Below are 21,134 nucleotides of genomic sequence, written 5' to 3' on the forward strand. Positions count from 1 at the left end.
CGTTCAGTCGCCGTTCCGCAGCCGGCGCAGCGCGTGCTCCACCTGGAGGGTGTCCAGGTGGGTGTCGCCGAGGAGCCGCCGGCGGTCGGCCAGCAACTGCTCGTACACCTCGATCGCCGCGTCGACCTGCTCCTCCAGCAGCAGCACCAGTCCCAGGGTGGACCGGATGGCGAGCACCTCGCTGCGGTCGGCGTGCCGGGGTTCCACTGTGGCCAGGGTGGCCCGCAGTTCGGCCTCCGCCTCGGCGAGCCGGCCCTGCGCCTGCATGCAGCGGGCCAGCGTGTGCCGGGCCTGCCAGGTCTCCGGTTGGTTGAGCGGCCACAACCGGTAGCGGACCTCCAGGATGGCGTGCAGCATCTCCTCTGCCTCGGGTGCCCGTTGCTGGGCGAGCACCGCCAGGGCCAGGCTGTGCCGCACGATCATGGTGTCCCAGTGTTCCGGGCCGCGTACCTGGTCCTCGGCGGCGACGATCTGACGCAGCTCCAACTCGGCCTCCGGCCACTGGCGCTGCGCCATGATCGCCTTGGTGAGCTTGTGTCGGCTGGCGAGGGTGTCGGCGTCGTCGCTGCCCAGCACCCTGGTGCGGTCCGCGATGACCTCGCGGAGCACCCGGTCGGCCATCTCCGGCTGGTTGCGCTCCAACCAGGTGCGGCCCAGCTCGTGGCGCAGCGCCAGCACCTGCGGCCGGTCCAGGTCGTGGTCGTACGCGGCGCAACCGCGCACGATCGGGTCGAGGATGTCGAAGGCCGAGCCGGGTAGGCCGACCGCGATGAGGTAGCGGGCGGTGAGCCGGGTCAGCTCCAGCGCCCGGCGTACCGTCTCGGGGTCGTGCTTGTGTTTCTGCGGCACGAGGTATTCCCGCACGGCCTCGACCAGGTGTGGCACCAGCACGTCCCAGTTGGTCCAGGCCGCCGAGTCGTCCGGGTTCTGCCCCTCGGTTGCGGCGAGCAGCAGCTTCATGACCAGCCCGTGGTATTCGGCGATCTGCTCACGCACCTCGTCGCGGTCGCGGAACATCGCGTGCACGAGTGGGTGCAGCGAGAGCACGTGCGCGAACGCGGGGTCGGTGACCTCCTCGTGGACGTCGAAGTCGACAAGTGCCAGGTTGCCGATGCCCTCCAGCACCTTCACCCGCTGCCGGCTGGTGAGCCCCTTGAAGAGCGGTGACCCGGCCAGGATGGCCGGCTTGAGCACCACCTCGTAGGGCACCGGGGAGGTGCTCAGGCAGGCCAGCACGTGGAGCAGTGGTCGGCTCTGTTGGAGCTGGCGGCGGGCCAGCAGGTCCAGTGAGATGTCGTCGACCTCGCGGACGATCTCCAGGCCGAGGGACTCGTCGAGGTCGACGTCGGCGGCGTCGCGCGGTGAGCGGAACCGACGCTGCACCGCCGTGCGGTAGTCGGCGAAGGTGGTGATGGTGGACGAGCCCTGCCAGACCGGGCTGGCGTTCACCGACCGCAGGTAGTTGCCGGCGGCGCGCAGGGCGAGGGGTAGCCCGCCCAGCTCGCGGGCGAGTTCCCGGGCGTCGGCCAGGCCCCCGGCCTGGGCGCCGGCCCGGTCGATCAGCACCTGCGCGCCGGCGTCGGCGTCGAGCGGGCGCACCTGGTGCAGCACCGACCAGGTGCCCCAGGTGGACCGGTTGCCGTCCCGGCTGGTCACGATGACCATGCCGTCGTCGGCCTCCGGGCTGCGCAGCCAGCCGGTGCCGTCGGCGAGCACTCCGTCGGTGGGGCCCAGGCTGGCGGGCTCGTCCGCACTGTCGAAGATCAACAGCCAGGGTTGCGCGGCCTGGTTGAGGTAGCGCCACACCAGGTCGGTGGCGCTGATCATCCCGGCCCAGGCCTGGTCGACCTGGGTTTCCGACGCGCCGAGTTGGCTGACCACCTCCCGCATCCCGGAGTTGAGCCGCCCAGCCTGCACCCACCACACCGTCCGGCCGTCAGCCCGGGCGCGGCGGGCGATCTCCAGCGCGACGTGGCTCTTGCCGGAGCCACCCATGCCACACAGGATGTGCACCGAAGGGCGGCCCCCGGCGGTTTCCCCCGGTTGGACGATCTCGTCGATCAGGTCGTCGCGCCCGTGCAGCGGGCTGTCCAGTCGCCCGAGCGGTGGATCGACGGAGACACGACTCGGCCGGTCGTACGCGGGCCGGGGCGCGCCGGCATCCTCGGGTGGAACGTCCGCAGTCAATGCGGTCCCCCTTTGGTGGCGAATTTCGCAATGGGGCCGGCGGCGAAAGATCCTGTCCATCTGATGGACAGTCGGAGGGATTGCCACCCGCACCATGTCGACCGCAAGCGTATCCATCCCCGTACTGGGTTGCACACTCTCCGTTTAGGCCGCCGGGCTGACCGGAATCGGTGCCGGAATTCCCAATTCGCGGCTGATTCCAGCCGATCCGCCGGGCGCGGCACTCGACAGGTGCATCCACGATGGACCTATGAACTGGTCGCCAATCCAGGACGTCATCGACTGGGGTTCCGTGCCGGACTGGTTCGGCGCGGTCGGCTCGATCGCCAGCGTGCTCTTCGTCTATCTCGGATTGCGGCGGGAGATTCGCGCCCGTCGTAGCGACGACCTGCGGATCCGGGCCACCCAGGCCCGGTTGGTGTCGGCGGTGGCCGAGATCCGCGGCACCTCGGTGCTGCGGGTCGCCGTGGCCAACGAGAGTGACGCCCCGGTGCTGGACGTGGTGGCGCTGGCTCGACTGGTCCCGCCCGACGATCCGGACGCCCCGCCGGTCGGGTTGGCCCCGGCGAAACAGGTCCGTCGGATTCCTGGTCGCGATGTGCACGACCTCTTCGTCACCGTCGCGGCGGAGCACCGGCTCCGCCCGGGCGACACCGTTCTGGTGGACCTCACCTTCACCGATCACGACGGTAATCGCTGGCACCGGGTCGGTACCGGCCAACCGGAGCCGGTGGGCTGACCGGAAAGGGTGGTCCGGCGGAAGAACGCTCCCGCCGGACCACCCCGTTTCACCTCAGAGGGGATAGGTGCGGGCGACCGCCAACATCTCCGAGCTGTGCGACCCGACGACGCCGACAGCCGGCGGCCGGGGGCGGAAGCCGGGCAGCGCGTCCAATCCGTCACTGGCGTCCATCGCCCGCAGCGCGACCTGCCCGGCGATCGGGCGCACTGTCAACGTGACCTCGACGCCCTCCGCCGGCGGGGCGTGGAACACCAGCCCGAAGCCCCACTTCCCGTCGCGGGGCTCCACCGGCACCGACCGCCCCGCCACGTCGGCGCGCAGCACGGTGGCGGTCGACGTGTCGACGTGCAGGGTGGCGAGCCGGGCCGCCCGCTGTGGGGTGAGCCGCAGCCGCAGCGTGCGTTCGCCACCCGCGGTGGCGTCGGCCACCACCTCCAGCTTCGGCGCCGGCAGGTTCGCCGACTGCGCCGGGCCGGCCCGCAGCTCGCCGTCGCCGAGGCCGGGGAAGTCGTCGCCGACGTCGGTGACCCCGTCCACGTACCCGTCCGTCCACGGCTGCGGGTCGCTCTCGTGGCTGAGCCAACGGGCCTGGCCGGTGCCGGCGTCCATGGCGTACATCAGGTGGGTCGGCGCGGGGTGGGCGGCGTCGAAGCGGTCCACGGCCAGCCCGACCCCGGCGAGCACCACCGCCGCGACGGCGGCGGCACCGGCCGGCAGCACCGCGAGCCGCCGGGCCCGCAGCGCGAGCAGGCCACGCTGGCCGCCGGCCTGCGGGTGCAGCAGGTCGACCACCGGCAGGGCGACCAGGCCGAGCAGCACCGCGACCAGCGCGGCCACGCCGCCCATGGCCATCCCCAGCGCGGGGAAGAGCAGCACCACTGTGGGCAACAGGATGACCACACCGACGGCCGCGGCGGCCGTCACCGCCACCACCGGCCACGGCCCGGTCTGCCGGGTACGCAGTGCGACCAGCCCGCCGAGGGCGCCGGCCAGCGCCGGCACTGTGGTGAGGTACGCCCCACCCGGCACTGCCACGGCGAGCAGCACCCCGAGCACTGCCAGCCAGGCCAGCCCGCCGACGGCGAGCGCGGCCGGGCCGATCCGGCGGCGGGTCAGCGCGTACCAGGTGAACACGATGGCGGTGGCGAGCGCCAGGACGGCCAGTCGGTACCAGATCGGCCGGTACGGGTCGAGCAGCTCCGCGTACCCCGGTCGGATCGTGGTGATGGCCAGCCAGAGCAGTTGGGCGGCGACCGGCGCGGCGACGATCGGCACCAGGGCCAGCGCGAAGCCGGCGGCCAGCCGGCCGGTGCTGGTCCGGCCGCTGCGGCGGGTCAGCCAGCCCAGGGCGGCCACCAGGGCCACCGCGAGCAGGGCCAGCGGCACCGTGAGCCAGCCCGGGTAGCGGACCAGCCCGCCGGGGACGGGGAAGTAGGTGGCGTCGTGCCCCGAGCGCAGGTCGGTCAGGTCGGTGCCACCGAACTCCCGGGCCAGGCCCAGCGCGTTGTCACCGTGCTGCTGGAGGCTGCCCCGGTCCATGGCTGCCGGAGTGTCCAACGGCGTGTGGTAGATCGCCCCGCCGTCGATGTACGCCGAGTTCAGCCCGACGAACTTCTCATCGAGGAAGGCGGTGAAATCGGTGTCGTTGGGCAGCGCGCGGTAGATCTCCACAGCGAACGAGGTGCCGACCGGGTGAGGGGCGGCCCGGCCGAAGATGTCCACCAGCTTCGCGTTGTTCCGGGACGTCTCGAACATGATCACCGGGCCGGTGGAGCCCCGCGCCTCCAGGTTGAGCACCACACCGCCGTCGGCGGCCAGCGGGTGGCTGGCGGCGAACGCGGCAGCGCCGCAGAGGCACGCCTCCTCGGCGTCGGTGAGCACGAAGACGATGTCGTTGCGGGGCCGGGGGCCGGTGGTCAGCGCGCGGGCCACCTCCAGGATGGTCGACGTGCCGGCCGCGTCGTCGTTGCCGCCCGGCCCGGTCTGTACCGAGTCGTAGTGGGAGACCAGGAAGACCCGGCCCGTCGAGTCGGTGCCGGGCAGCCGGGCCACCACGTTGCGGACCCGGGCCACTGTCGCCCCGCCCGCCGCCCCGCTGAGCTGACCGGCCTCCGGAGCCAGAGTGTCCTGCACCTCGGTCTCCAGGCCCAGCCCCCGCAGCTGCTGCTCAAGGTGCGCGCGGACCTGCTCGTTGGCCGGGCTGCCAGCGACGTGCGGCCGGGCGGCGATCACCTGGACGTCCTGGTACGCCCGGCCGGCGCTGAACTCGTCCGCTGGCGCGTCGGCCGGCTTCGGAGCCGGGGTGCGCAGGTCGAGCAGGCTGCCGGCGCCGACAGCGGCCAGCGCGACCAGCGCCGCCGCGGCCGCCACGAGCCGCCGACGCGGCCGGGTCAGCGCGCGGTGGGCCGGGGGTACGCCCGGAATCGGACGGGGCGGCGTGCCCGTCGCGGCCGGGGTGGTAGGTGCGCCCACGGGGACTCCTCGGGGGGTGGTGGGGCCTGGGGTGGGATCATCCTGCCCGTCGGCGGCCGCGGACGGGATGGCCGGTAGGCCGGGGGTTCACCAGCCGCCCGGTTTGTCATCGGGCGGGCAGTGATGCGGCCCATCCCCGCCCGCGCCGCGGGCATCGTGTTGTGTGCGACCGTTGTCTAATACAGGATCAGCAGGGCACTCGGAAGGAGCCCGACATCACCAGCGAACTCCCGCGTCTCGCGGCGGTGACCCGGCCGCACCGGGGGACCGGCTCGGCCGGCTCCCCAGTCGTGCCGTATCCGCACGGTGGCCTGGCGCGGCATGCCAACCTGCCGCCGGGTGAGCGGCTGCGGGTGCTGCTGGTGGAGGACGACGAGGGCGACGCCTTCCTGGTCGGTGAGCTGCTCGCCGAGACGAACTCGATGATCGACCTGCTGGTCGCCACCAGCCTCCGGGAGGCGCGGCAGCGGATCGGCGGCGTCGACTGCGTCCTGCTCGATCTGGGCCTGCCCGACGCGCAGGGGCTGGACGGGCTGCGCCAGGTGTTGGAGATGTCCAGCGGCGCCGCGGTCTGCGTGCTGACCGGCCGCACGGACGAGCACCTGGGCGTGGTGGCGGTCGCCGAGGGCGCCCAGGACTACCTGGTCAAGGGCCAGGTCGACGGGGTGCTGCTGACCCGGGCGCTGCGCTACGCCGTAGAGCGTAAGCGCGCCGACGAGAACGCCCGCCGGCTGCGCGAGGTCGAGCTGCGCCAGGCCGAGTCGGCCCGACTCGAACGCGGTCTGCTGCCCCAACCGCTGATGACGACCGACCAGGTGGCGGTGCACACCTTCTACCGGCCCGGCCGGCACGCCGCGTTGATCGGCGGGGACTTCTTCGACGTGGTGCAGACCCATCCGGACCGCCTCGACCTGATCGTCGGCGACGTCTGTGGGCACGGGGTGGACGAGGCCGCGCTCGGGGTCGAGCTGCGGGTGGCCTGGCGGGCCCTGGTGCTCGCCCGGGTGCCGGACGACGAGGTGCTGCCCGCCCTGGAGCAGGTGCTGATGAGCGAGCGCCGCCTCCAGGAGATCTTCGCGACGGTGGCCACCATCAGACTGGACCTGGACGCCAACCGGGCCACCGTCCGCCTGGCCGGGCACCCGCCACCGCTGCTGCTCTCCGGCGGTCGGGTCGCCCCGGTGCCCGCGCCCGGCGGCCTGCTGCTGGGCGTACGACCGCGCCGGCCGATCGCCTACGACCTGGAGTTCGACACCGATGACTGGTCCCTGTTGATGTACACCGACGGCCTGATCGAGGGGCGGGTGGGCGCCGGCAACGAGCGGCTCGACGTGCCGGGCCTCAGCGGGTTGCTGGACGAGCCGGCGAACCGTTCGGTGTCGCTGCCCGAACTGCCGGCCTGGCTGGTCGGGCGGGCCGAGCGGCTCAACGGTGGCCCGCTCGCCGACGACGTGGCCATGCTGCTGGTCAGCCGGGGTGGTGGCCGGTGAAGCCGGTAATCGGCGGCTGGAGTCTGCGCCGCCGGGTGATCACTCTGCTCACCGTCGTGGGCGTGTTGCTGATCGGCCTGGCCGCCGCGGAGGCGGCGATGGCCGCCCGCAACCGCACCCAGATCGACGCCGTGCTGAACCAGACCGGCCCGTTGCGGGTGCAGTCGCAGGAACTGCTCAACGCGCTGCTCGACCAGGAGACGGCGATCCGGGGGTACGCGGTCAGCGGCGATCCGGCCGACCTCAGCCCTTACCGGGAGGGGTTGGAGCAGGAGAAGACCGTCGTCGCCTCGATGCGGACGCTGCTCGACGACTATCCACAGATCGGCCAGGAGCTGCGGATCGTCGAGGAACAGACGGCGCAGTGGCGGCAGTCGGTGGCGGAACCGGTGATCACCACCACCGAGCAGAATGGCACCAGGGCCGGCCAGGCGTTGGTCACCGAAGCGGCCCGGCAGCAGTTCGACCAGGTGCGGTCGGCGGTGAACGACCTCCAGGAGGAGATCCTGACCGCCCGGGAGCAGGCCGCCTCCAACGTGCGCACCAGCAGCAACATCCTGGTCGTCCTTCTGATCGTCGCCGCGCTGGTGGTGGTCGTCGCCGGGGCGCTGCTGCTGCTCTCCCTGGACCGGATGGTCATCCGACCCCTGATCGGGCTCGCCGACCAGGTGCGCGAGGTCGCCGAGGGCGACTACCAGCACGGCATCGCCACCACCGGCCCACCGGAGTTCGTCCGGCTCGGCGAGGACGTGGACGCGATGCGGCAGAAGATCGCCGCCGACCTGGCCGAGGTCCGGGCCGCCCGCGAGCGCATCGAGTGGGTCAACAGTCAGCTCCAGAAGCAGGCCGAGGAGCTGACCCGGTCCAACCGTGACCTGGAGCAGTTCGCGTACGTGGCCTCACACGACCTGCAGGAACCGCTGCGTAAGGTCGCCAGTTTCTGCCAGCTGCTCCAGCGCCGTTACGCCGGGCAGCTCGACGAGCGGGCCGACCAGTACATCGCCTTCGCGGTGGACGGCGCGCAACGGATGCAACGCCTGATCAACGACCTGCTCGCGTTCTCCCGGATCGGGCGGCTCACCACCGGCTTCGTCGAGGTCGACCTCAACAAGGTGATGGGCGACGTGGCCGGCCAGACCGAGGCCGCCAGGCAGTACGCGGACGCCGAGTTGACCTGGACCGAGCTGCCGGTGATCTCGGGTGAGGAACCGCTGCTCACCAACCTGCTGGCAAACCTGGTCAGCAACTCGATCAAGTTCCGCCGTCCGGACGTTCCGTCGAAGGTGCACGTCTCGGCCCGGTTGGTGGGCTCCGAGTGGGAGATCACCTGCCAGGACAACGGCATCGGGATCGAGCCGGAGTTCGCCGACAAGATCTTCGTGATCTTCCAGCGGCTGCACTCGAAGGACGCGTACCCGGGCACCGGCATCGGGCTGGCGATCGTCAAGAAGATCGTCGAGTACCACGGCGGTCGCGTCTGGGTGGACACCGACGTGCCGGAGGGCACCGCGATCCGGTTCACCCTGCCGGCGCTTCCCCAGGACGTCGAGGCGGCTGCCGCCGCCGATTCCGCGGATGAGCCGGACGCCCCGACCGTTGACGACCCGACGCCCTCGACCGAGGCGCCAGCGGTGCTGGAGGAGCAGGCCGACGGGGCGGACCAGCCGGACCGGGCCGACGAGAGGCCGGAAAGCGGTAGAACGGGTGACATGAGGGAGACGGTGGGATGACCGCGCCGGCGGATGGCAAGAGCCCGATCGAGGTCCTGCTCGTGGAGGACGACCCGGGTGACGTGCTGATGACCCAGGAGGCGTTCGAGGAACACAAGCTGCGTAACCGGCTGACCGTCGTCTCCGACGGGGCCGAGGCGCTCGCCTACCTGCGACGGGAGGGCCAGTACGCCGACGCGGTGGCGCCCGACCTGATCCTGCTCGACCTCAACCTGCCCCGCCGCGACGGCCGGGAGGTGCTGGAAGAGATCAAGAAGGACGAGAACCTGCGCCGGATCCCGGTGGTGGTGCTCACCACCTCCCAGGCCGACGAGGACATTCTGCGCAGCTACCAGTTGCACGCCAACGCCTACGTGACCAAGCCGGTGGACTTCGAGCGCTTCATCTCTGTGGTCCGTCAGATTGACGAGTTCTTCGTCAGCGTGGTCAAGCTGCCGCCGCGTGGCTGACACGCTGCTGGACGACGTCGGCGACCTGCTCTGGGAGGCCGCCGAGCAGGTCGTGCTGCCACTGTTCCGCAAGCTCGACGACGACGACGTGTCGGAGAAGGCGCCCGGCGAGGTGGTCACCGTCGCCGACCGCCGGGCCGAGGAACTGCTCTCGGCGGGGTTGCGACGGTTGCGGCCGGGCTCGATGGTGGTCGGCGAGGAGGGTGTCGCCGACGATCCGGGGTTGCTGCGGCACCTGCGCGACGGCGGGGACGTCTGGCTCGTCGACCCGGTCGACGGCACCGCCAACTTCGCCGCCGGTCGCCGGCCGTTCGCCCTGATGGTGTCGCTGTTGAGCGACGGGCGGCCGACCGCCGGCTGGATCCTCGACCCGCTCGCCGACACTCTCGCCGCCGGCTCGGCGGACGAGGGCACCCTGCTCAACGGTCGTCCGGTGGACGGCGCCGGTTCGGTGCCGCCGCTCGGCGAGCTGCGCGGCGTGGCGATGACCCGGTTCCTGCCGCCGGAGACCCGCGACCGGGTCCGCGCCGGCGGTCGGCGGCTCGGTGAGCTGCTGCCCGGCCAGCACTGCGCCGGTCGGGAATACCTGGACATCCTCACCGGCGAGCAGCAGTTCGCCCTGTTCTGGCGCACCCTGCCCTGGGACCACGCCCCGGGCGCCGTGCTGGTCCGGGCCGCCGGTGGTGTCGCCCGCCGGTTCGACGGCGTCGACTACCACCCCGCCGACGAGGGCCACGGTCTGCTCGTCGCGGCCAACGAGCAGGTCTGGGCCGAGGTGCGCGACGCTCTGCTCAGCACCTGATCAGCGCGCTGAGCGACCGGGCTGGGACGCTCCGTCGACATCGGGGCAGCCCGAGGGTCATGGGGGTGGTCACCGGCCCGCAGTCCGGTATCGTGACCGGCGGTCTCCGCCAGCAGGCCGCCGACCGGCGCCGAAGTGCAATGTTCCTCGGGGGCCGGCGGTCGACGGAAGGACGCTTTCGTGCCCAGGACCAGGCTCAGCCCGCGGCTCGGTCGCCGCGCTCTGTTCGCCCTGCTTGCCGCAGTCGCGCTGGTGCTCGGCGGTGCCGCCGTGCCGGCGTACGCGGAGCCTGGCGAGGGGGGCAGCAAGAAGCTGCAGGACGCGCTGGAGCTGACCGCCAAGGGGCACATCGAGGCCAAGGCCAAACTCGACAACTCCAAGCGTCGCCAGACGGCGCTGACCGGCGAGCTGACGACGCTGGAGGGTCGGCTGGTCGGGCTCAGCGCCCAGGTGGGCGAGGTGGCCGCCCAGTCGTACCGGGTTGGTCGGCTGAGCGCGGTCTCGATGCTGCTCAACACCGCCACGCCGGAGGCGTTCCTGCAACGCGCTGGCGACCTCGACCTGATGGCCCAGCGGGACAGCAAGCGGCTGCGTGACCTCACCGACGCCCGGCAGCAGGCGCAGCAGGCAAAGGTCGCCATCGACGCCGAGGTCCGCGAGCAGCAGAAGCAACTCGCCGTGATGGCGAAGAAGAAGAAAGAGGCCGAGGCGGCGCTCGCCGAGGTCAGCTCCGGTGGCAGCAACGGTTTCAGCGGTGGCAACTCCGCCTCGGCGAAGCCGGCGCCGCGTAACTCCGACGGGTCGTGGCCGTCGGAATCCTGCTCGGTGAAGGACCCGACCACCTCCGGGTGCATCACCCCGCGCACCCTCAACGCGCTCAAGCAGACCCAGGCGGCCGGCTACAAGCGGCACGTCTCCTGCAAGCGCAGCGGTGGCAGCGGCGAGCATCCGAAGGGCCGAGCCTGCGACTTCTCGGCCGCCACCAACGGCTTCGAGGACAAGAACGCGACCGGCGGCGACAAGGCGTACGGGGACAGCCTGGCCGCCTGGCACGTCCGCAACGCCGACCGGCTGGGTGTGCTCTACGTGATCTGGTATCGGCAGATCTGGCACCCCGGCACCGGGTGGCGCTCGTACAGTGGGAGCGGCAGCCCGGCGGCGTCCCACACGAACCATGTTCATCTCTCGATGTACTGACCCGAAGCACCAGCTTCGCTGCGTACCATCGCGACGATGAGCTCCCCACCGTCCGACGTAGCGGCCCTGCCTGCGCCCCCGGCCCCGCCCGTGCCGATCACCGGCCGGGCGCTGCCCAACGGCCTGGCCGCCTTCCTGGTCTTCTTCTCCAGCGGTGCCGTGCTGGTGCTGGAGACCGTCGCCCTGCGCCTGGTCGGCCCGTACGTCGGGGTGACCCTCCAGGTGACCAGCTCGGTGATCGGCATCGCGCTGGCCGCCATCGCGTACGGGGCGTGGTTCGGCGGCTGGCTGGCCGACCGACGCAACCCGCGAGGGCTGCTCGCGCCGGCGTTGGTGCTGGCCGGCATCGCCACAGCGGTTACCCTGCCCGTCGTCCGGTACGCCGGTGAGGTGCTGCGCGGCGGTGCGGCCAGCGGCATCCTGCTGCTCGTCGCGCTGGCGGTGTTCGTGCCGGCCGCGCTGTTGGCCGCTGTCACCCCGTTGGTAGTGAAACTCCAGCTCGCCGACCTGCGTCGTACCGGCCAGGTGGTCGGTCGACTCTCCGGGATCGGCACCCTGGGCGGCATCACGGCAACCCTGCTCACCGGGTTCGTGCTGGTCGCCGCCCTGCGTAGCACCGTCATCCTGCTGACCCTGGCGGTCGCGCTCGGGCTGGTCGGCCTCGGCCTCGGCTGGTACCTGCGCCGGCAGGAGCCCACCGAACTGCCCGGTCCAGCTCGGGCCCGGGCCGCACTGGCAGTGCTCGGACTGGCCGGGGCGGGGCTGACCACAGTGGCACCCAACCCGTGCGACATCGAGACGGCGTACCACTGCGCCCGGGTCACCTCGGACCCCGCCCGGCCCAGCGGGCGGACGCTGCTGCTCAACTCTGCCCAGCACTCGTACGTGGACCTCGCCGACCCGAAGCACCTGGAGTACGGGTACACGAAGTGGATCGGCGCGGTCGCCGACGTCGCCGCGCCGGCCGGTCGGCGGGTGGACGCGCTGCACCTGGGCGGCGGCGGGTTCACAGTGCCGCGTTACCTGACCGCCACCCGCCCCGGCACCGACAACCTGGTGTTCGAGATCGACGGCGGGCTGGTCGAGTTGGGCGAGCAGGAGCTGGGCGTACGGCCGGGGCCGGAGCTTCGGGCGGTGGTGGGTGACGCACGGATGCTGGTGGCCGGTGAGCCGACCGACAGTCGTGACCTGGTGGTCGGTGACGCGTTCGGGCACCTCGTGGTGCCCTGGCACCTGGCCACCCGGGAGATGGCAGCCGACGTCCGGCGGGTGACCCGCCCCGGCGGCGTGTACGTGCAGAACGTCATCGACTACCCGCCGCTGCGGTTCATCCGCGCCGAGTTGGCCACGGTGGCCGCCGAGTTCGGGCACGTCGCGTTGATCGCGCCTCCGGAGGCGCTCGCCGAGGAGCAGGGCTCCAACTTCCTCATCGTCGGCTCCGATGCGCCGCTGCCGTTGGAGGCCGTTCGGGCCCGGCTGGCCGAGGTGGACCCGAAGGTCAGCCTGCTCTCCGGTGCGGCGCTGACGGACTTCGTCGGCGGGGCGATGGTGTTGACCGACGACTACGCCCCGGTGGACCAACTGCTGGCCACCGCCTGATCGAGTGACAATCGTGACCGATTCCGATACTCCAGGTGTAGGCCGGTTGATCCTGGGCAACAACGGTCACCATGGGTGGTGGGGACCGAAACGGCGCGCAGTTGCTCGATGAGCGGTACCGGCTGATCGAGCAGCTCGGCGCGGGTGGCATGTCGGTGGTCTGGCGTGGCTACGACGAGGTGCTCGGCCGCCAGGTCGCGGTGAAGGTGCTGGCGTCCCGGCTGGCCAGCGACCGGGCCTTCCGCCACCGCATCCGGATCGAGGCGCAGGCCGCCGCGCGGCTCTGCCACCCCAACATCACCAACGTGTACGACTACGGCGAGTCCGAGCAGGTCGGGCTGACCGTGCCGTACGTGGTGATGGAGCTGGTCGACGGCGCTTCGCTGGCCAGCCGGTTGGGCCGGGAGAGCCGGCTGCCGTGGCGGGAGGCGGTGACCATCGGCGCCGAGGTCAGTTCGGCGCTGGCCACCGCGCACGCCCGAGGTGTGGTGCACCGCGATGTCACCCCGGGCAACGTCATGCTCACCTCGACCGGGGTCAAGGTGGTCGACTTCGGCATCTCCGCGCTCGTCGGGGAGAGCGAGAAGGGGCCGGACGGCGCGCTGTTGGGCACTCCCGCGTACCTCGCCCCGGAGCGGCTGGACAACGGCCAGGTCTCCCCGGCCACCGACGTGTACGCCGTGGGGCTGCTGCTCTACCGGATGCTCACCGGCCGACTGCCGTGGCAGGCCAACACCACCACCCAGATGCTGCGTGCCCACATGTACAGCGACCCGGATCCGATGCCGGAGGTGCCGGGGCTGCCCGACGAGGTGACCGACCTGGTGCGGCGCTGCCTGGCCAAGCAACCCGCAGACCGGCCGGCGACCGCCGAGGTGGCCCGGACCCTCGCCGACGCGGCGGGGATGCTGGCGGCGGTGCCGGTCTCCCCGGCCGGAGGGCCGCTGGACGCGGCCGCGCTCGCCAGCGCGGGCACCACGATCCTGCCCTGGTCGGCGGAGACCGACGCGTTGCCGATCTCCCGTACCCGCCAACGGGACCGGAGGGTGCGCCAGCGGGTGAGCCGTCGTCGGCGTGTGGAGGCCGGAGTGGCCGCCGTGGGGTTGATCGCGGTCACCGGGGCGATGTGGGGGTTCACCTCGCGCAGCCCGGCCAGCGGCGGCGACCGGCCGACGACCGAGGCCCGGATGGGTCTGCCGGCGGCGGCGCCCTGCGAGGTGGCGTACGCGCTGCGCACCGACTCCGGCACCGAGTTCGCCGCCGAGCTGACCCTCACCAACACCAGTGGCCGTGAGCTGCGGGACTGGACGATGAGCTTCGCCTTCCCCGGGCAGCAGAAGGTGACGAAGGCGGAGCCCGCGCCGGTGCACCAGCAGGGGAGCACTGTGCTGGTTCGGCCGGCGCCCCAGCGCACCACGCTGGCGCCCGGTGCGGCCGAGAAGGTGACCCTCACGGGTAGGTACAGCGGGGCGAACCCGTTGCCTGTCGAGTTCCGGCTCGGCGAGGCGACCTGCGGGGTTCGGGTGTCCGGGGTGGCCGGCAGCGTGCCGTCCACGGCCCCGCCGAGCAAGGCCGTCACGACGAAGGCTCCGCCCAAGGCCGCGAAGGGGCCCAGCGGCTCCGGTTCGGGTGGCGGTGCGTCGAAGGCCAAGCCGCCGAAGCCTCCCCAGGCTCCCGCGAAGGCCAAGGCCGCGGGTGGTGGTCCGGGAAAAGCGGCAAGGTGACCAAGGGGCCGGGTGGTCACCGGAAGAAGTAGGCAGGCCACACCGAGGCCGGTCGGCGTGCGGCGGGTCAGCGCATGCCGGCGAATCGCTGCACCTGGTCGATCCCACCCTCGACGATGACCACCCCACCCCGGGGGAGTGCGATGTCGTCGGACGCGTACCGGAAGCGCTCGCCCGGCAGCTTGGCGCCGATCACGCGAATCCCGTAGCGCTCCTCCGGTCGCAGGTCGACCAGGGTGCGGCCGACCAGGGACTCCGGCACCCGGACGGTGGCGATCGCGAAGTCGTCGTCGAACTCGATGAAATCGAGCAACCGGCTCACGATCAGGTGCGCGACCCGGTCCCCGGTCTCCGCCTCCGGGAAGATCACGTGATGCGCGCCCACCGATGCCAGGATCTTGGCGTGCTTCTGCGAGGTCGCCCGCGCCCAGATCTGGGGCACACCCAGCTCGACCAGCGCCAACACGGTGAGGACACTCGCCTCCACCGAGGCCCCGATGGCCACCACCGCCCGCCCGAAACTGGTGATGCCCAGTTGCCGCAGCGCCCCCTCCTCGGTCGCGTCGGCCTGAACCACACGGTCGAGCTGCGCCGACCAGCGCTGCACCTTCGCCGGGCTGCGGTCGATCGCCAACACCTCGCGGTTCATCCGGGTCAGCGACCCGGCCAGGTGACAACCGAATCGACCCAACCCGATCACCACGATGCCGCCGCTGTCCGCCCGTCTAGCCGACACCTCGGCCCTCCCTGCTTCCAAGGGCGGGTCTCCGACGCGCGGGCCGCCCGACACGTCCGAAACACGCCCTAGCCGACAATGGGTTGCTCCTGGGGATAGCGGTAGAGCCGGCGCCGGGTGTTCAGGGCGATCGCCGACCCCAGGGTGAGCGTCCCGACCCGGCCGATGAACATCAGCACGGTCAGCGCCAGTTGGCCGCCGGCCGGCAGTTCGGCGGCCAGACCGATGGTCAGACCGGTGGTGCTGAACGCCGAGGTGATCTCGAACAGGGCCGCGACGAAGCGGACGCCCTCGGTGAGCAGCAGCAACAGCATGGTTCCGGCCGCCACCAACGCGACACTCAGCAGCGCCACGGTGACCGCCTGCCGCTGGCTCGCGGTGGCCACCCGCCGGTGCCCGATCGTCACGTCGGGCTCACCCCGCAGCTCCGCCCAGATGGTGAACGCCAGCAGGAAGAACGTGGAGACCTTGATGCCCCCGGCCGTGCTGGCGCTGCCGCCGCCGATGAACATCAGCACGATCAGCAGGGGGTAGCTCTCCTCCTGAAGGGCGGCGATGTTCAGGACGCTGTAGCCGCCGGTGCGGCTCAGCGCGATCTGGGTGAACGACGCGAGGATCTTGCCGGGTACGTCGTACTGGCCGATCGTGCTCGCGTTGGTCCACTCGGCGGTGAGCAGGCCAACGAAGCCGATCACCAGCAGCACCACGCTGCCCCAGATGGTCAACTTCGTCGCCACCGCCCAGTGCGCCGGCTGACGCCACTCGCGTACCGCCTCGAACAGCGCGGGAAACCCGAGCCCGCCGATGATCGCGCCGATCGCCAGCGGCAGCGACACCCACGGGTCACGGCTGAAGGCCAGCAGACCGTCGGTGTAGAGCGCGAAGCCACCGTTGTTGAACCCCTGTACGGCGTGGAAGGCACCGGACCAGAGGGCCCGCCCGAACGGATAGTCGTAGGCCAGCCAGAGCCGACCGGCGATCAGCACTGTCATCACCGCCTCGCAGGCGAAGACGGTCAGCGCGATCCGGCGGAGCAACCGGCCCACGTCACCGATGCCGAACTCCGCCGTCTCGGCCTGCACCAGCAACCGGTTGCGCAGCCCGAGCTGACTGGAGACCACCAGGATGACCAACGCCGCGACGGTGAGGATGCCGAGGCCGCCGAGCTGGGTGAGCAGGGTGATCACCACCAGTCCCCAGCCGGACCAGTAGTTCGGCGTGTCGGTGATCGCCATGCCGGTGACCGACACGGCCGAGGTGGCGGTGAAGAGCGCGGTGACCACGGGTGGGCGTACGTGTTCGACGGTCGCCCAGCGCGCCATGAGCAACCCGGTCCCGAGCAGGATCGGCACCAGGAACGCGAACGGCACCAGCCGCACGGGATTGCGGAAAAACCGGCGCACCAGACAATCTTCCTGGCCGCCCGCCACCCTGGAGGGGGAACGGGCATTCCGGAGATTCATCTGCCGGCCAGCCATCGACCAACTCCTGGCAAATCGCGGGCGGTCTGCTTACCCGGACCAACCGATGACAGGAGACGGCGTTGCGACGTACCCTCTCGACCCTCGGCGTGGCCGGCGTTCTGCTCGCCGCCGCCGTGGCCCTGCCGACCATCGCGGCCGCCGAACCGGCTACGAACGCTGACCACTCCCGGGCCAACGACCGACCAATCGTGATCGGTCACCGGGGCGCCAGCGGCTACCGCCCGGAGCACACGCTGGAGGCGTACCGGTTGGCGATCCGGATGGGTGCCGACTACATCGAGCCGGACCTTGTCTCCACCTCCGACGGCGTGCTGGTCGCCCGGCACGAGAACGAAATCTCCGGCACCACCGACGTGTCGACCCGCCCGGAGTTCGCATCCCGCAAGGCGACGAAGACCATCGACGGCGTCGCGGTGACCGGTTGGTTCACCGAGGACTTCACCCTCGCCGAGCTGAAGACGCTGCGGGCCAAGGAGCGGCTACCGCAGGTACGCGTGGCGAACACCGCCTTCGACGGCCGCTTCGAGGTGCCCACCCTCCAGGAAGTCATCGACCTGGCCCGGACCGAGGGGCGGGCACGGGGCCGCACCATCGGCATCTACCCGGAGACCAAGCACCCGAGCTACTTCGCCTCGATCAAACTGCCGTTGGAGGAGCCACTGCTCCGGGTGCTGCGGCAGAACAAGCTGGACCGGAAGAACTCGCCGGTCTTCATCCAGTCGTTCGAGACGGCCAACCTGCGTCGCCTGAGCCGGCTGACCGACGTGAAGCTGGTCCAACTGCTCGACGCGACCGGCCGCCCCTACGACTTCACCGTCGCCGGTGACGCCCGCACCTACCAGGATCTGGTCACGCCGGCCGGGCTGAAGTGGATCGCCGGGTACGCCGACGGCATCGGCGCGAACAAGAACCTGCTCGTCCCCCGGAACGCCGCCGGCGCCCTGCTCGCCCCCACCACAGTGGTACGCGACGCACACCGGGAGCACCTGCTCGTGCACTCGTGGACGTTCCGCGCCGAGAACCAGTTCCTTCCGGTGGACTTCCGGATCGGCACCGACCCGAACGCGCGCGGCGACATCACCGCCGAGTACGAACTCTTCCTCGGTCTGGGCCTCGACGGTGTCTTCAGCGACCACCCGGACACTGCCGTCGCCGCCCTCGCCGGCCGCTGACCCACACTCGGCCCGGAGCTGATCCGCTCCGAGCCGACCACCGGGCCGACCATGCCCGGCCCACACGCTGGCCCGTCGTCCGTCACCCGGACGACGGGCCAGCGGCACGTCCGAGCGGGTCCGCCCCGCAAGATCACAGGATGACGGCCGCTCCTAGCCGCCGTCCGCCGCAAGATCGTGCTCGATCCAGGAAGTAGTGGTGTCGTGCGCGGGGCGAGGCCCCTACATCCAGGATCGAGCACGATCTCGAGACCAGACCGCCGACTCGAAGGTGTTAAGGCAGCAACATCACCGTTGTTGCTGCTTCGACTCGCTCCGAGGCAGCAACAACGGTGAAGTTGCGGCGATCTTCGCCCGCTGCGGTCGGACGGGGAGTGCTACCGGCCGGGGTGTTCGGCGACGTAGGTGCCGCGGCCGGGCTGACCGGTAATCAACTCGCGGTCGTGCAGCAGAGAGAGCGCCCGGGAGGCCGTGTTCATGTGCACGGCGTAAGCCTCGGCGAGTTCCCGGGTGGAGGGCAGCTTGTCACCCGGCTTGAGGTCGCCGCTCTTGATCTTCGCGGCGATCTCGTTGGCGATGCGGCGATATGGGGCTTCTGCTGTGGGCATGGTGAGGACTCCGGTCGGTTCGGCGTCCTCGATCATGCCGGCCTACACCAGTTACTGCAACAGGCTGTGGTGTCGCTGCTTCGAAGGGTCGACCTACACAAGCATTTGGGGTAGGTTGCTGATGTCCGGCTCCGGTTGGTTCGGCAAACCCTCGGGGGCGGGCGTGAGGTGGGCTCCGCGTTCGTACCGCCGCCGATGAGGGCTGCGGGCGTGGGGCCGGGCGGTCTGGTGGGCGTCCCCTACCCGCACACCGGACCGCCCACCAGATCGACGAGTCGAGGGTGATGGCTGTGCGCATGGATAGAGAGCGTTTCGTGGTGCACCTGCCGGTGGTCGCGGTAGACCTGCCGGGGGCGCTGCGGTTCGCTCGGGTGATCACCCGGGCGCTGGGCTTCCTCGCCGACGTCGATCGGGCGGAGACGACGGTGTCCGAGGAGGACGCTCAGTGCGTACGTCATCGGGTCTTCTGCGACAGCTTGCTCGATGGTCGTCGGCGCTGCCCGCGCGCGGCGGCCCACGACGGACCCTGCGGGTGACCGAACCGGGCGAATGGCGCGGAGAGACACACGGCTCGGGTGGTCCGTGGGGGTTCGGGCCATCGAGGGCGTGGGCTCCCGGCTGGTAGTGCGGCCCGTTGTAACCCTCGGCCACCTCATTCCTGTTACTTGTGTGTTTCCGCCACATAGCTCGTGGGTGACGTCACTTCTAGCGTGAGCCGTCACGAAGAAGTTCTCTCCCTCTGAGTCCTCATGTGGAGTCGCAATGACGGTCCGGACGACGCGGCGGGCGTTCCTCTCCGCCGCCACGATGATGGCCGCGGCGCTGGCCGCCACGGCCTGTGGCAGCCCGCAGGACACCGCCACCGGCGGCGGCGACAGCGCCGCGCCGGTCAAGGTCGGCCTGGTGTACTCCCAGTCGGGAGCCCTGGCCAGCTACGGAAAGCAGTACATCGAGGGGTTCAAGGCGGGGCTGGACTTCGCCACCCAGGGCACCGGCAAGGTCGGTGACCGGAAGATCGAGCTGACCGAGGTCGACGACGCGGGCGATCCGGCCAAGGCGGTCTCCGCGGCGAAGGACCTGATCGGCAAGGGCACGAAGATCATCGCCGGCTCCACCGCCTCCGGTGTGGCGCTCCAGGTCGCGCCGATCGCGGCGCAGAACAAGGTCCTGTTCATCTCCGGCCCGGCCGCCACGGACGCGGTGACCGGCGCGAACAAGTACACCTTCCGCTCCGGTCGGCAGTCCTACCAGGATGTGGTGACCGCCAAGTCGTTCATCGGCGACCCGACCGGCAAGAAGGTGGTGGTCTTCGCCCAGGACGGCGCGTTCGGCGACGCCAACGAGGCGGCCGTCAAGGCCGTCATCGGCACCGCGGGCGCGACAGTGAGCAGTGTCCGGGCCCCGGCCAGCGCCACCGAGTTCACCCCGTTCGCCAGCCAGATCAAGGCCGCCAAGCCGGACCTGCTCTTCGTGGCGTGGGCGGGCACGACCGCCCCAGCCATGTGGCAGACCCTCGACCAGCAGGGCGTCCTCTCGTCCACCACTGTCGTCACCGGCCTGGACATCCGCGCCTCGTGGCCGACCTTCGGTGCTGCCGGCGCGAAGATCTCCTTCCTGTCGCACTACTTCGACGGTGCCAGCGACACCGAGGCCAGCAAGGCGCTGAAGGCCACTGTCAACACCATCGACCTGTTCCACCCGGACGGCTTCGCCGCCGCCCAGATGGTGGTCCGCGCCGTGCAGGAGGGTGGGGACGACGTCGACAAGATGGTCACCGCACTGGAGGGCTGGAGCTTCGACGGGGTCAAGGGCAAGATGACCATCCGGGCCGCCGACCACGCGCTGCTCCAGCCGATGTTCCAGGCCAAGCTGACCGGCAGCGGCACCGCGTTCACGGCGACCGCGCAGAAGAGCCTCACCGGTGACGAGACCGCGCCGCCGGCCGTGGCCATGAAGGGCTGACCATGCTCGCCACCCGCGGTCTGACCTGGCGGATCGGTGAGGTCGCCATCGTCGACAGCGTCTACCTCGACCTGGCGCCCGGGGAGTTCCTGGGCGTCATCGGACCGAACGGCGCCGGTAAGACCTCACTGTTCAACCTGATCACCGGCCTGCGCCGGGCCACCGAGGGCCGGATCGTTCTGGACGGGCAGGACATCGGGGCGCTTCCGCCGCACCGGCGGGCCCGCCTCGGTCTGGGCCGTACCTTCCAGGCGTCCTCGGTCTTCGGCTCGCTGAGCGTGCGGGAGAACGTCCGGCTCGCCGTGCAGGCGCACCGCGGGGGCTCGATGGCGCTGTGGCGGCGGGCGGCGGCCGACCGGGAGGTCGCCGCCGCCGCCGACGCGGCGCTCGACCGGGTCGGTCTCGCCCACCGGGGTACGGCCCTCGCCGGCACCCTGGCCCACGGCGAGAAGCGCAAGTTGGAGATCGCCCTGCTGCTCGCCGGTGAACCGCGGGTGATGCTGCTGGACGAGCCGATGGCCGGGGTCAGCGCCGAGGACGTACCGGAGCTGGTGGCGGTCATCAAGTCGTTGACCGGCGACAGCGGCCGGGCGGTGCTGATGGTCGAACACCACATGGACGTCATCCTGGAGTTGGCCGACCGCATCGCCGTCATGCACCACGGCGCGCTGTTGGCCTGCGACACCCCGGAGACGGTCATGGCCAACCCCACGGTGCAAGAGGCCTACCTGGGGGAGTCGCTGTGAGCGCGAGGAGTGAGCCGGGTTTGCGAGCCCCGCA

At 71.3% G+C, this 21,134-nt stretch carries 17 protein-coding genes; 12 read left to right on the forward strand and 5 right to left on the reverse strand.

The annotated features are described in order from the left end of the window. Positions 1 to 3 precede the first annotated feature (3 nt). The gene (locus OH804_RS31180) at positions 4 to 2,187 is read right to left on the reverse strand and encodes a tetratricopeptide repeat protein (RefSeq protein WP_196919893.1); all 2,184 of its coding nucleotides are present in this window, start codon (positions 2,185 to 2,187) and stop codon (positions 4 to 6) included. A 250-nt stretch (positions 2,188 to 2,437) separates the two neighbouring features. Between OH804_RS31180 and OH804_RS31185 the strand changes: the two genes are divergently transcribed. Continuing rightward, positions 2,438 to 2,926: a hypothetical protein gene (locus tag OH804_RS31185; RefSeq protein ID WP_196919892.1), complete on the forward strand. Its 489-nt coding sequence runs from the start codon at positions 2,438 to 2,440 to the stop codon at positions 2,924 to 2,926. Between the two features lie 54 nt (positions 2,927 to 2,980). Here the strand turns inward: OH804_RS31185 and OH804_RS31190 are convergent, their stop codons facing one another. After that, positions 2,981 to 5,401 (reverse strand): M28 family peptidase, encoded by a 2,421-nt coding sequence (locus tag OH804_RS31190; RefSeq protein WP_406061223.1) that lies wholly within the window; start codon positions 5,399 to 5,401, stop codon positions 2,981 to 2,983. A gap of 290 nt (positions 5,402 to 5,691) precedes the next feature. On the opposite strand from OH804_RS31190, the gene OH804_RS31195 reads away from it, so the two are divergent. The 7 genes from OH804_RS31195 (at position 5,692) to OH804_RS31225 (ending at position 14,392) form a co-directional block, all read left to right on the forward strand. After that, positions 5,692 to 6,891 carry a PP2C family protein-serine/threonine phosphatase gene (locus OH804_RS31195; RefSeq protein WP_406061225.1) on the forward strand — a complete coding sequence of 400 codons (1,200 nt, stop codon included), beginning with the start codon at positions 5,692 to 5,694 and terminating at the stop codon, positions 6,889 to 6,891. Then, positions 6,888 to 8,621, forward strand: a complete 1,734-nt coding sequence (locus tag OH804_RS31200; RefSeq protein ID WP_406061227.1) for an ATP-binding protein — start codon at positions 6,888 to 6,890, stop codon at positions 8,619 to 8,621. Before OH804_RS31195 ends, OH804_RS31200 begins: the two co-directional genes overlap by 4 nt. Next, complete coding sequence (locus tag OH804_RS31205) at positions 8,618 to 9,070, forward strand: response regulator (RefSeq protein ID WP_196919890.1); 453 nt, start codon at positions 8,618 to 8,620, stop codon at positions 9,068 to 9,070. Before OH804_RS31200 ends, OH804_RS31205 begins: the two co-directional genes overlap by 4 nt. Continuing rightward, complete coding sequence (locus OH804_RS31210) at positions 9,063 to 9,872, forward strand: inositol monophosphatase (RefSeq protein ID WP_196919889.1); 810 nt, start codon at positions 9,063 to 9,065, stop codon at positions 9,870 to 9,872. Before OH804_RS31205 ends, OH804_RS31210 begins: the two co-directional genes overlap by 8 nt. 180 nt (positions 9,873 to 10,052) lie before the next feature. After that, entirely contained in the window at positions 10,053 to 11,069 is a 1,017-nt protein-coding gene (locus OH804_RS31215; protein ID WP_406061230.1) for a coiled-coil domain-containing protein, read from the forward strand. A 36-nt stretch (positions 11,070 to 11,105) separates the two neighbouring features. Then, positions 11,106 to 12,668 (forward strand): fused MFS/spermidine synthase, encoded by a 1,563-nt coding sequence (locus OH804_RS31220; RefSeq protein WP_406061232.1) that lies wholly within the window; start codon positions 11,106 to 11,108, stop codon positions 12,666 to 12,668. 71 nt (positions 12,669 to 12,739) lie between these two features. Then, positions 12,740 to 14,392 carry a protein kinase domain-containing protein gene (locus OH804_RS31225; RefSeq protein ID WP_406061234.1) on the forward strand — a complete coding sequence of 551 codons (1,653 nt, stop codon included), beginning with the start codon at positions 12,740 to 12,742 and terminating at the stop codon, positions 14,390 to 14,392. A gap of 67 nt (positions 14,393 to 14,459) precedes the next feature. Here OH804_RS31225 and OH804_RS31230 read toward each other — a convergent pair whose 3' ends face one another. After that, positions 14,460 to 15,128 carry a potassium channel family protein gene (locus OH804_RS31230; RefSeq protein ID WP_406061236.1) on the reverse strand — a complete coding sequence of 223 codons (669 nt, stop codon included), beginning with the start codon at positions 15,126 to 15,128 and terminating at the stop codon, positions 14,460 to 14,462. A gap of 68 nt (positions 15,129 to 15,196) precedes the next feature. Continuing rightward, a complete protein-coding gene (locus tag OH804_RS31235; RefSeq protein ID WP_406061238.1) occupies positions 15,197 to 16,531 on the reverse strand; it encodes a TrkH family potassium uptake protein in 1,335 nt (444 codons plus the stop codon). A gap of 140 nt (positions 16,532 to 16,671) precedes the next feature. Between OH804_RS31235 and OH804_RS31240 the strand changes: the two genes are divergently transcribed. After that, positions 16,672 to 17,784: a glycerophosphodiester phosphodiesterase gene (locus tag OH804_RS31240; RefSeq protein ID WP_406061240.1), complete on the forward strand. Its 1,113-nt coding sequence runs from the start codon at positions 16,672 to 16,674 to the stop codon at positions 17,782 to 17,784. 377 nt (positions 17,785 to 18,161) lie between these two features. Here OH804_RS31240 and OH804_RS31245 read toward each other — a convergent pair whose 3' ends face one another. After that, positions 18,162 to 18,428, reverse strand: a complete 267-nt coding sequence (locus OH804_RS31245; RefSeq protein ID WP_231392420.1) for a GntR family transcriptional regulator — start codon at positions 18,426 to 18,428, stop codon at positions 18,162 to 18,164. A 260-nt stretch (positions 18,429 to 18,688) separates the two neighbouring features. On the opposite strand from OH804_RS31245, the gene OH804_RS31250 reads away from it, so the two are divergent. From OH804_RS31250 to OH804_RS31260, 3 genes are all read left to right on the forward strand, one after another. Further along, on the forward strand, positions 18,689 to 18,928 hold the full coding sequence (locus OH804_RS31250; RefSeq protein ID WP_406066750.1) for a hypothetical protein: 240 nt from the start codon (positions 18,689 to 18,691) through the stop codon (positions 18,926 to 18,928). Between the two features lie 226 nt (positions 18,929 to 19,154). Continuing rightward, the gene (locus OH804_RS31255) at positions 19,155 to 20,354 is read left to right on the forward strand and encodes a substrate-binding domain-containing protein (protein ID WP_406061242.1); all 1,200 of its coding nucleotides are present in this window, start codon (positions 19,155 to 19,157) and stop codon (positions 20,352 to 20,354) included. Between the two features lie 2 nt (positions 20,355 to 20,356). Beyond that, positions 20,357 to 21,100, forward strand: a complete 744-nt coding sequence (locus OH804_RS31260; protein WP_112584733.1) for an ABC transporter ATP-binding protein — start codon at positions 20,357 to 20,359, stop codon at positions 21,098 to 21,100. Positions 21,101 to 21,134 lie beyond the last annotated feature (34 nt).

Source organism: Micromonospora sp. NBC_00860 (genome assembly GCF_045207375.1).
Classification (GTDB): Bacteria; Actinomycetota; Actinomycetes; order Mycobacteriales; family Micromonosporaceae; genus Micromonospora; species Micromonospora vinacea.

Coding starts and splice junctions, on each gene's coding strand:
- OH804_RS31185 (WP_196919892.1), top strand. CDS start 2,438: ATGAACTGGTCGCCAATCCAGGACGTCATCGACTGGGGTTCCGTGCCG.
- OH804_RS31205 (WP_196919890.1), top strand. CDS start 8,618: ATGACCGCGCCGGCGGATGGCAAGAGCCCGATCGAGGTCCTGCTCGTG.
- OH804_RS31220 (WP_406061232.1), top strand. CDS start 11,106: ATGAGCTCCCCACCGTCCGACGTAGCGGCCCTGCCTGCGCCCCCGGCC.
- OH804_RS31225 (WP_406061234.1), top strand. CDS start 12,740: ATGGGTGGTGGGGACCGAAACGGCGCGCAGTTGCTCGATGAGCGGTAC.
- OH804_RS31245 (WP_231392420.1), bottom strand. CDS start 18,428: ATGATCGAGGACGCCGAACCGACCGGAGTCCTCACCATGCCCACAGCA.
- OH804_RS31250 (WP_406066750.1), top strand. CDS start 18,689: ATGGATAGAGAGCGTTTCGTGGTGCACCTGCCGGTGGTCGCGGTAGAC.
- OH804_RS31255 (WP_406061242.1), top strand. CDS start 19,155: ATGACGGTCCGGACGACGCGGCGGGCGTTCCTCTCCGCCGCCACGATG.
- OH804_RS31260 (WP_112584733.1), top strand. CDS start 20,357: ATGCTCGCCACCCGCGGTCTGACCTGGCGGATCGGTGAGGTCGCCATC.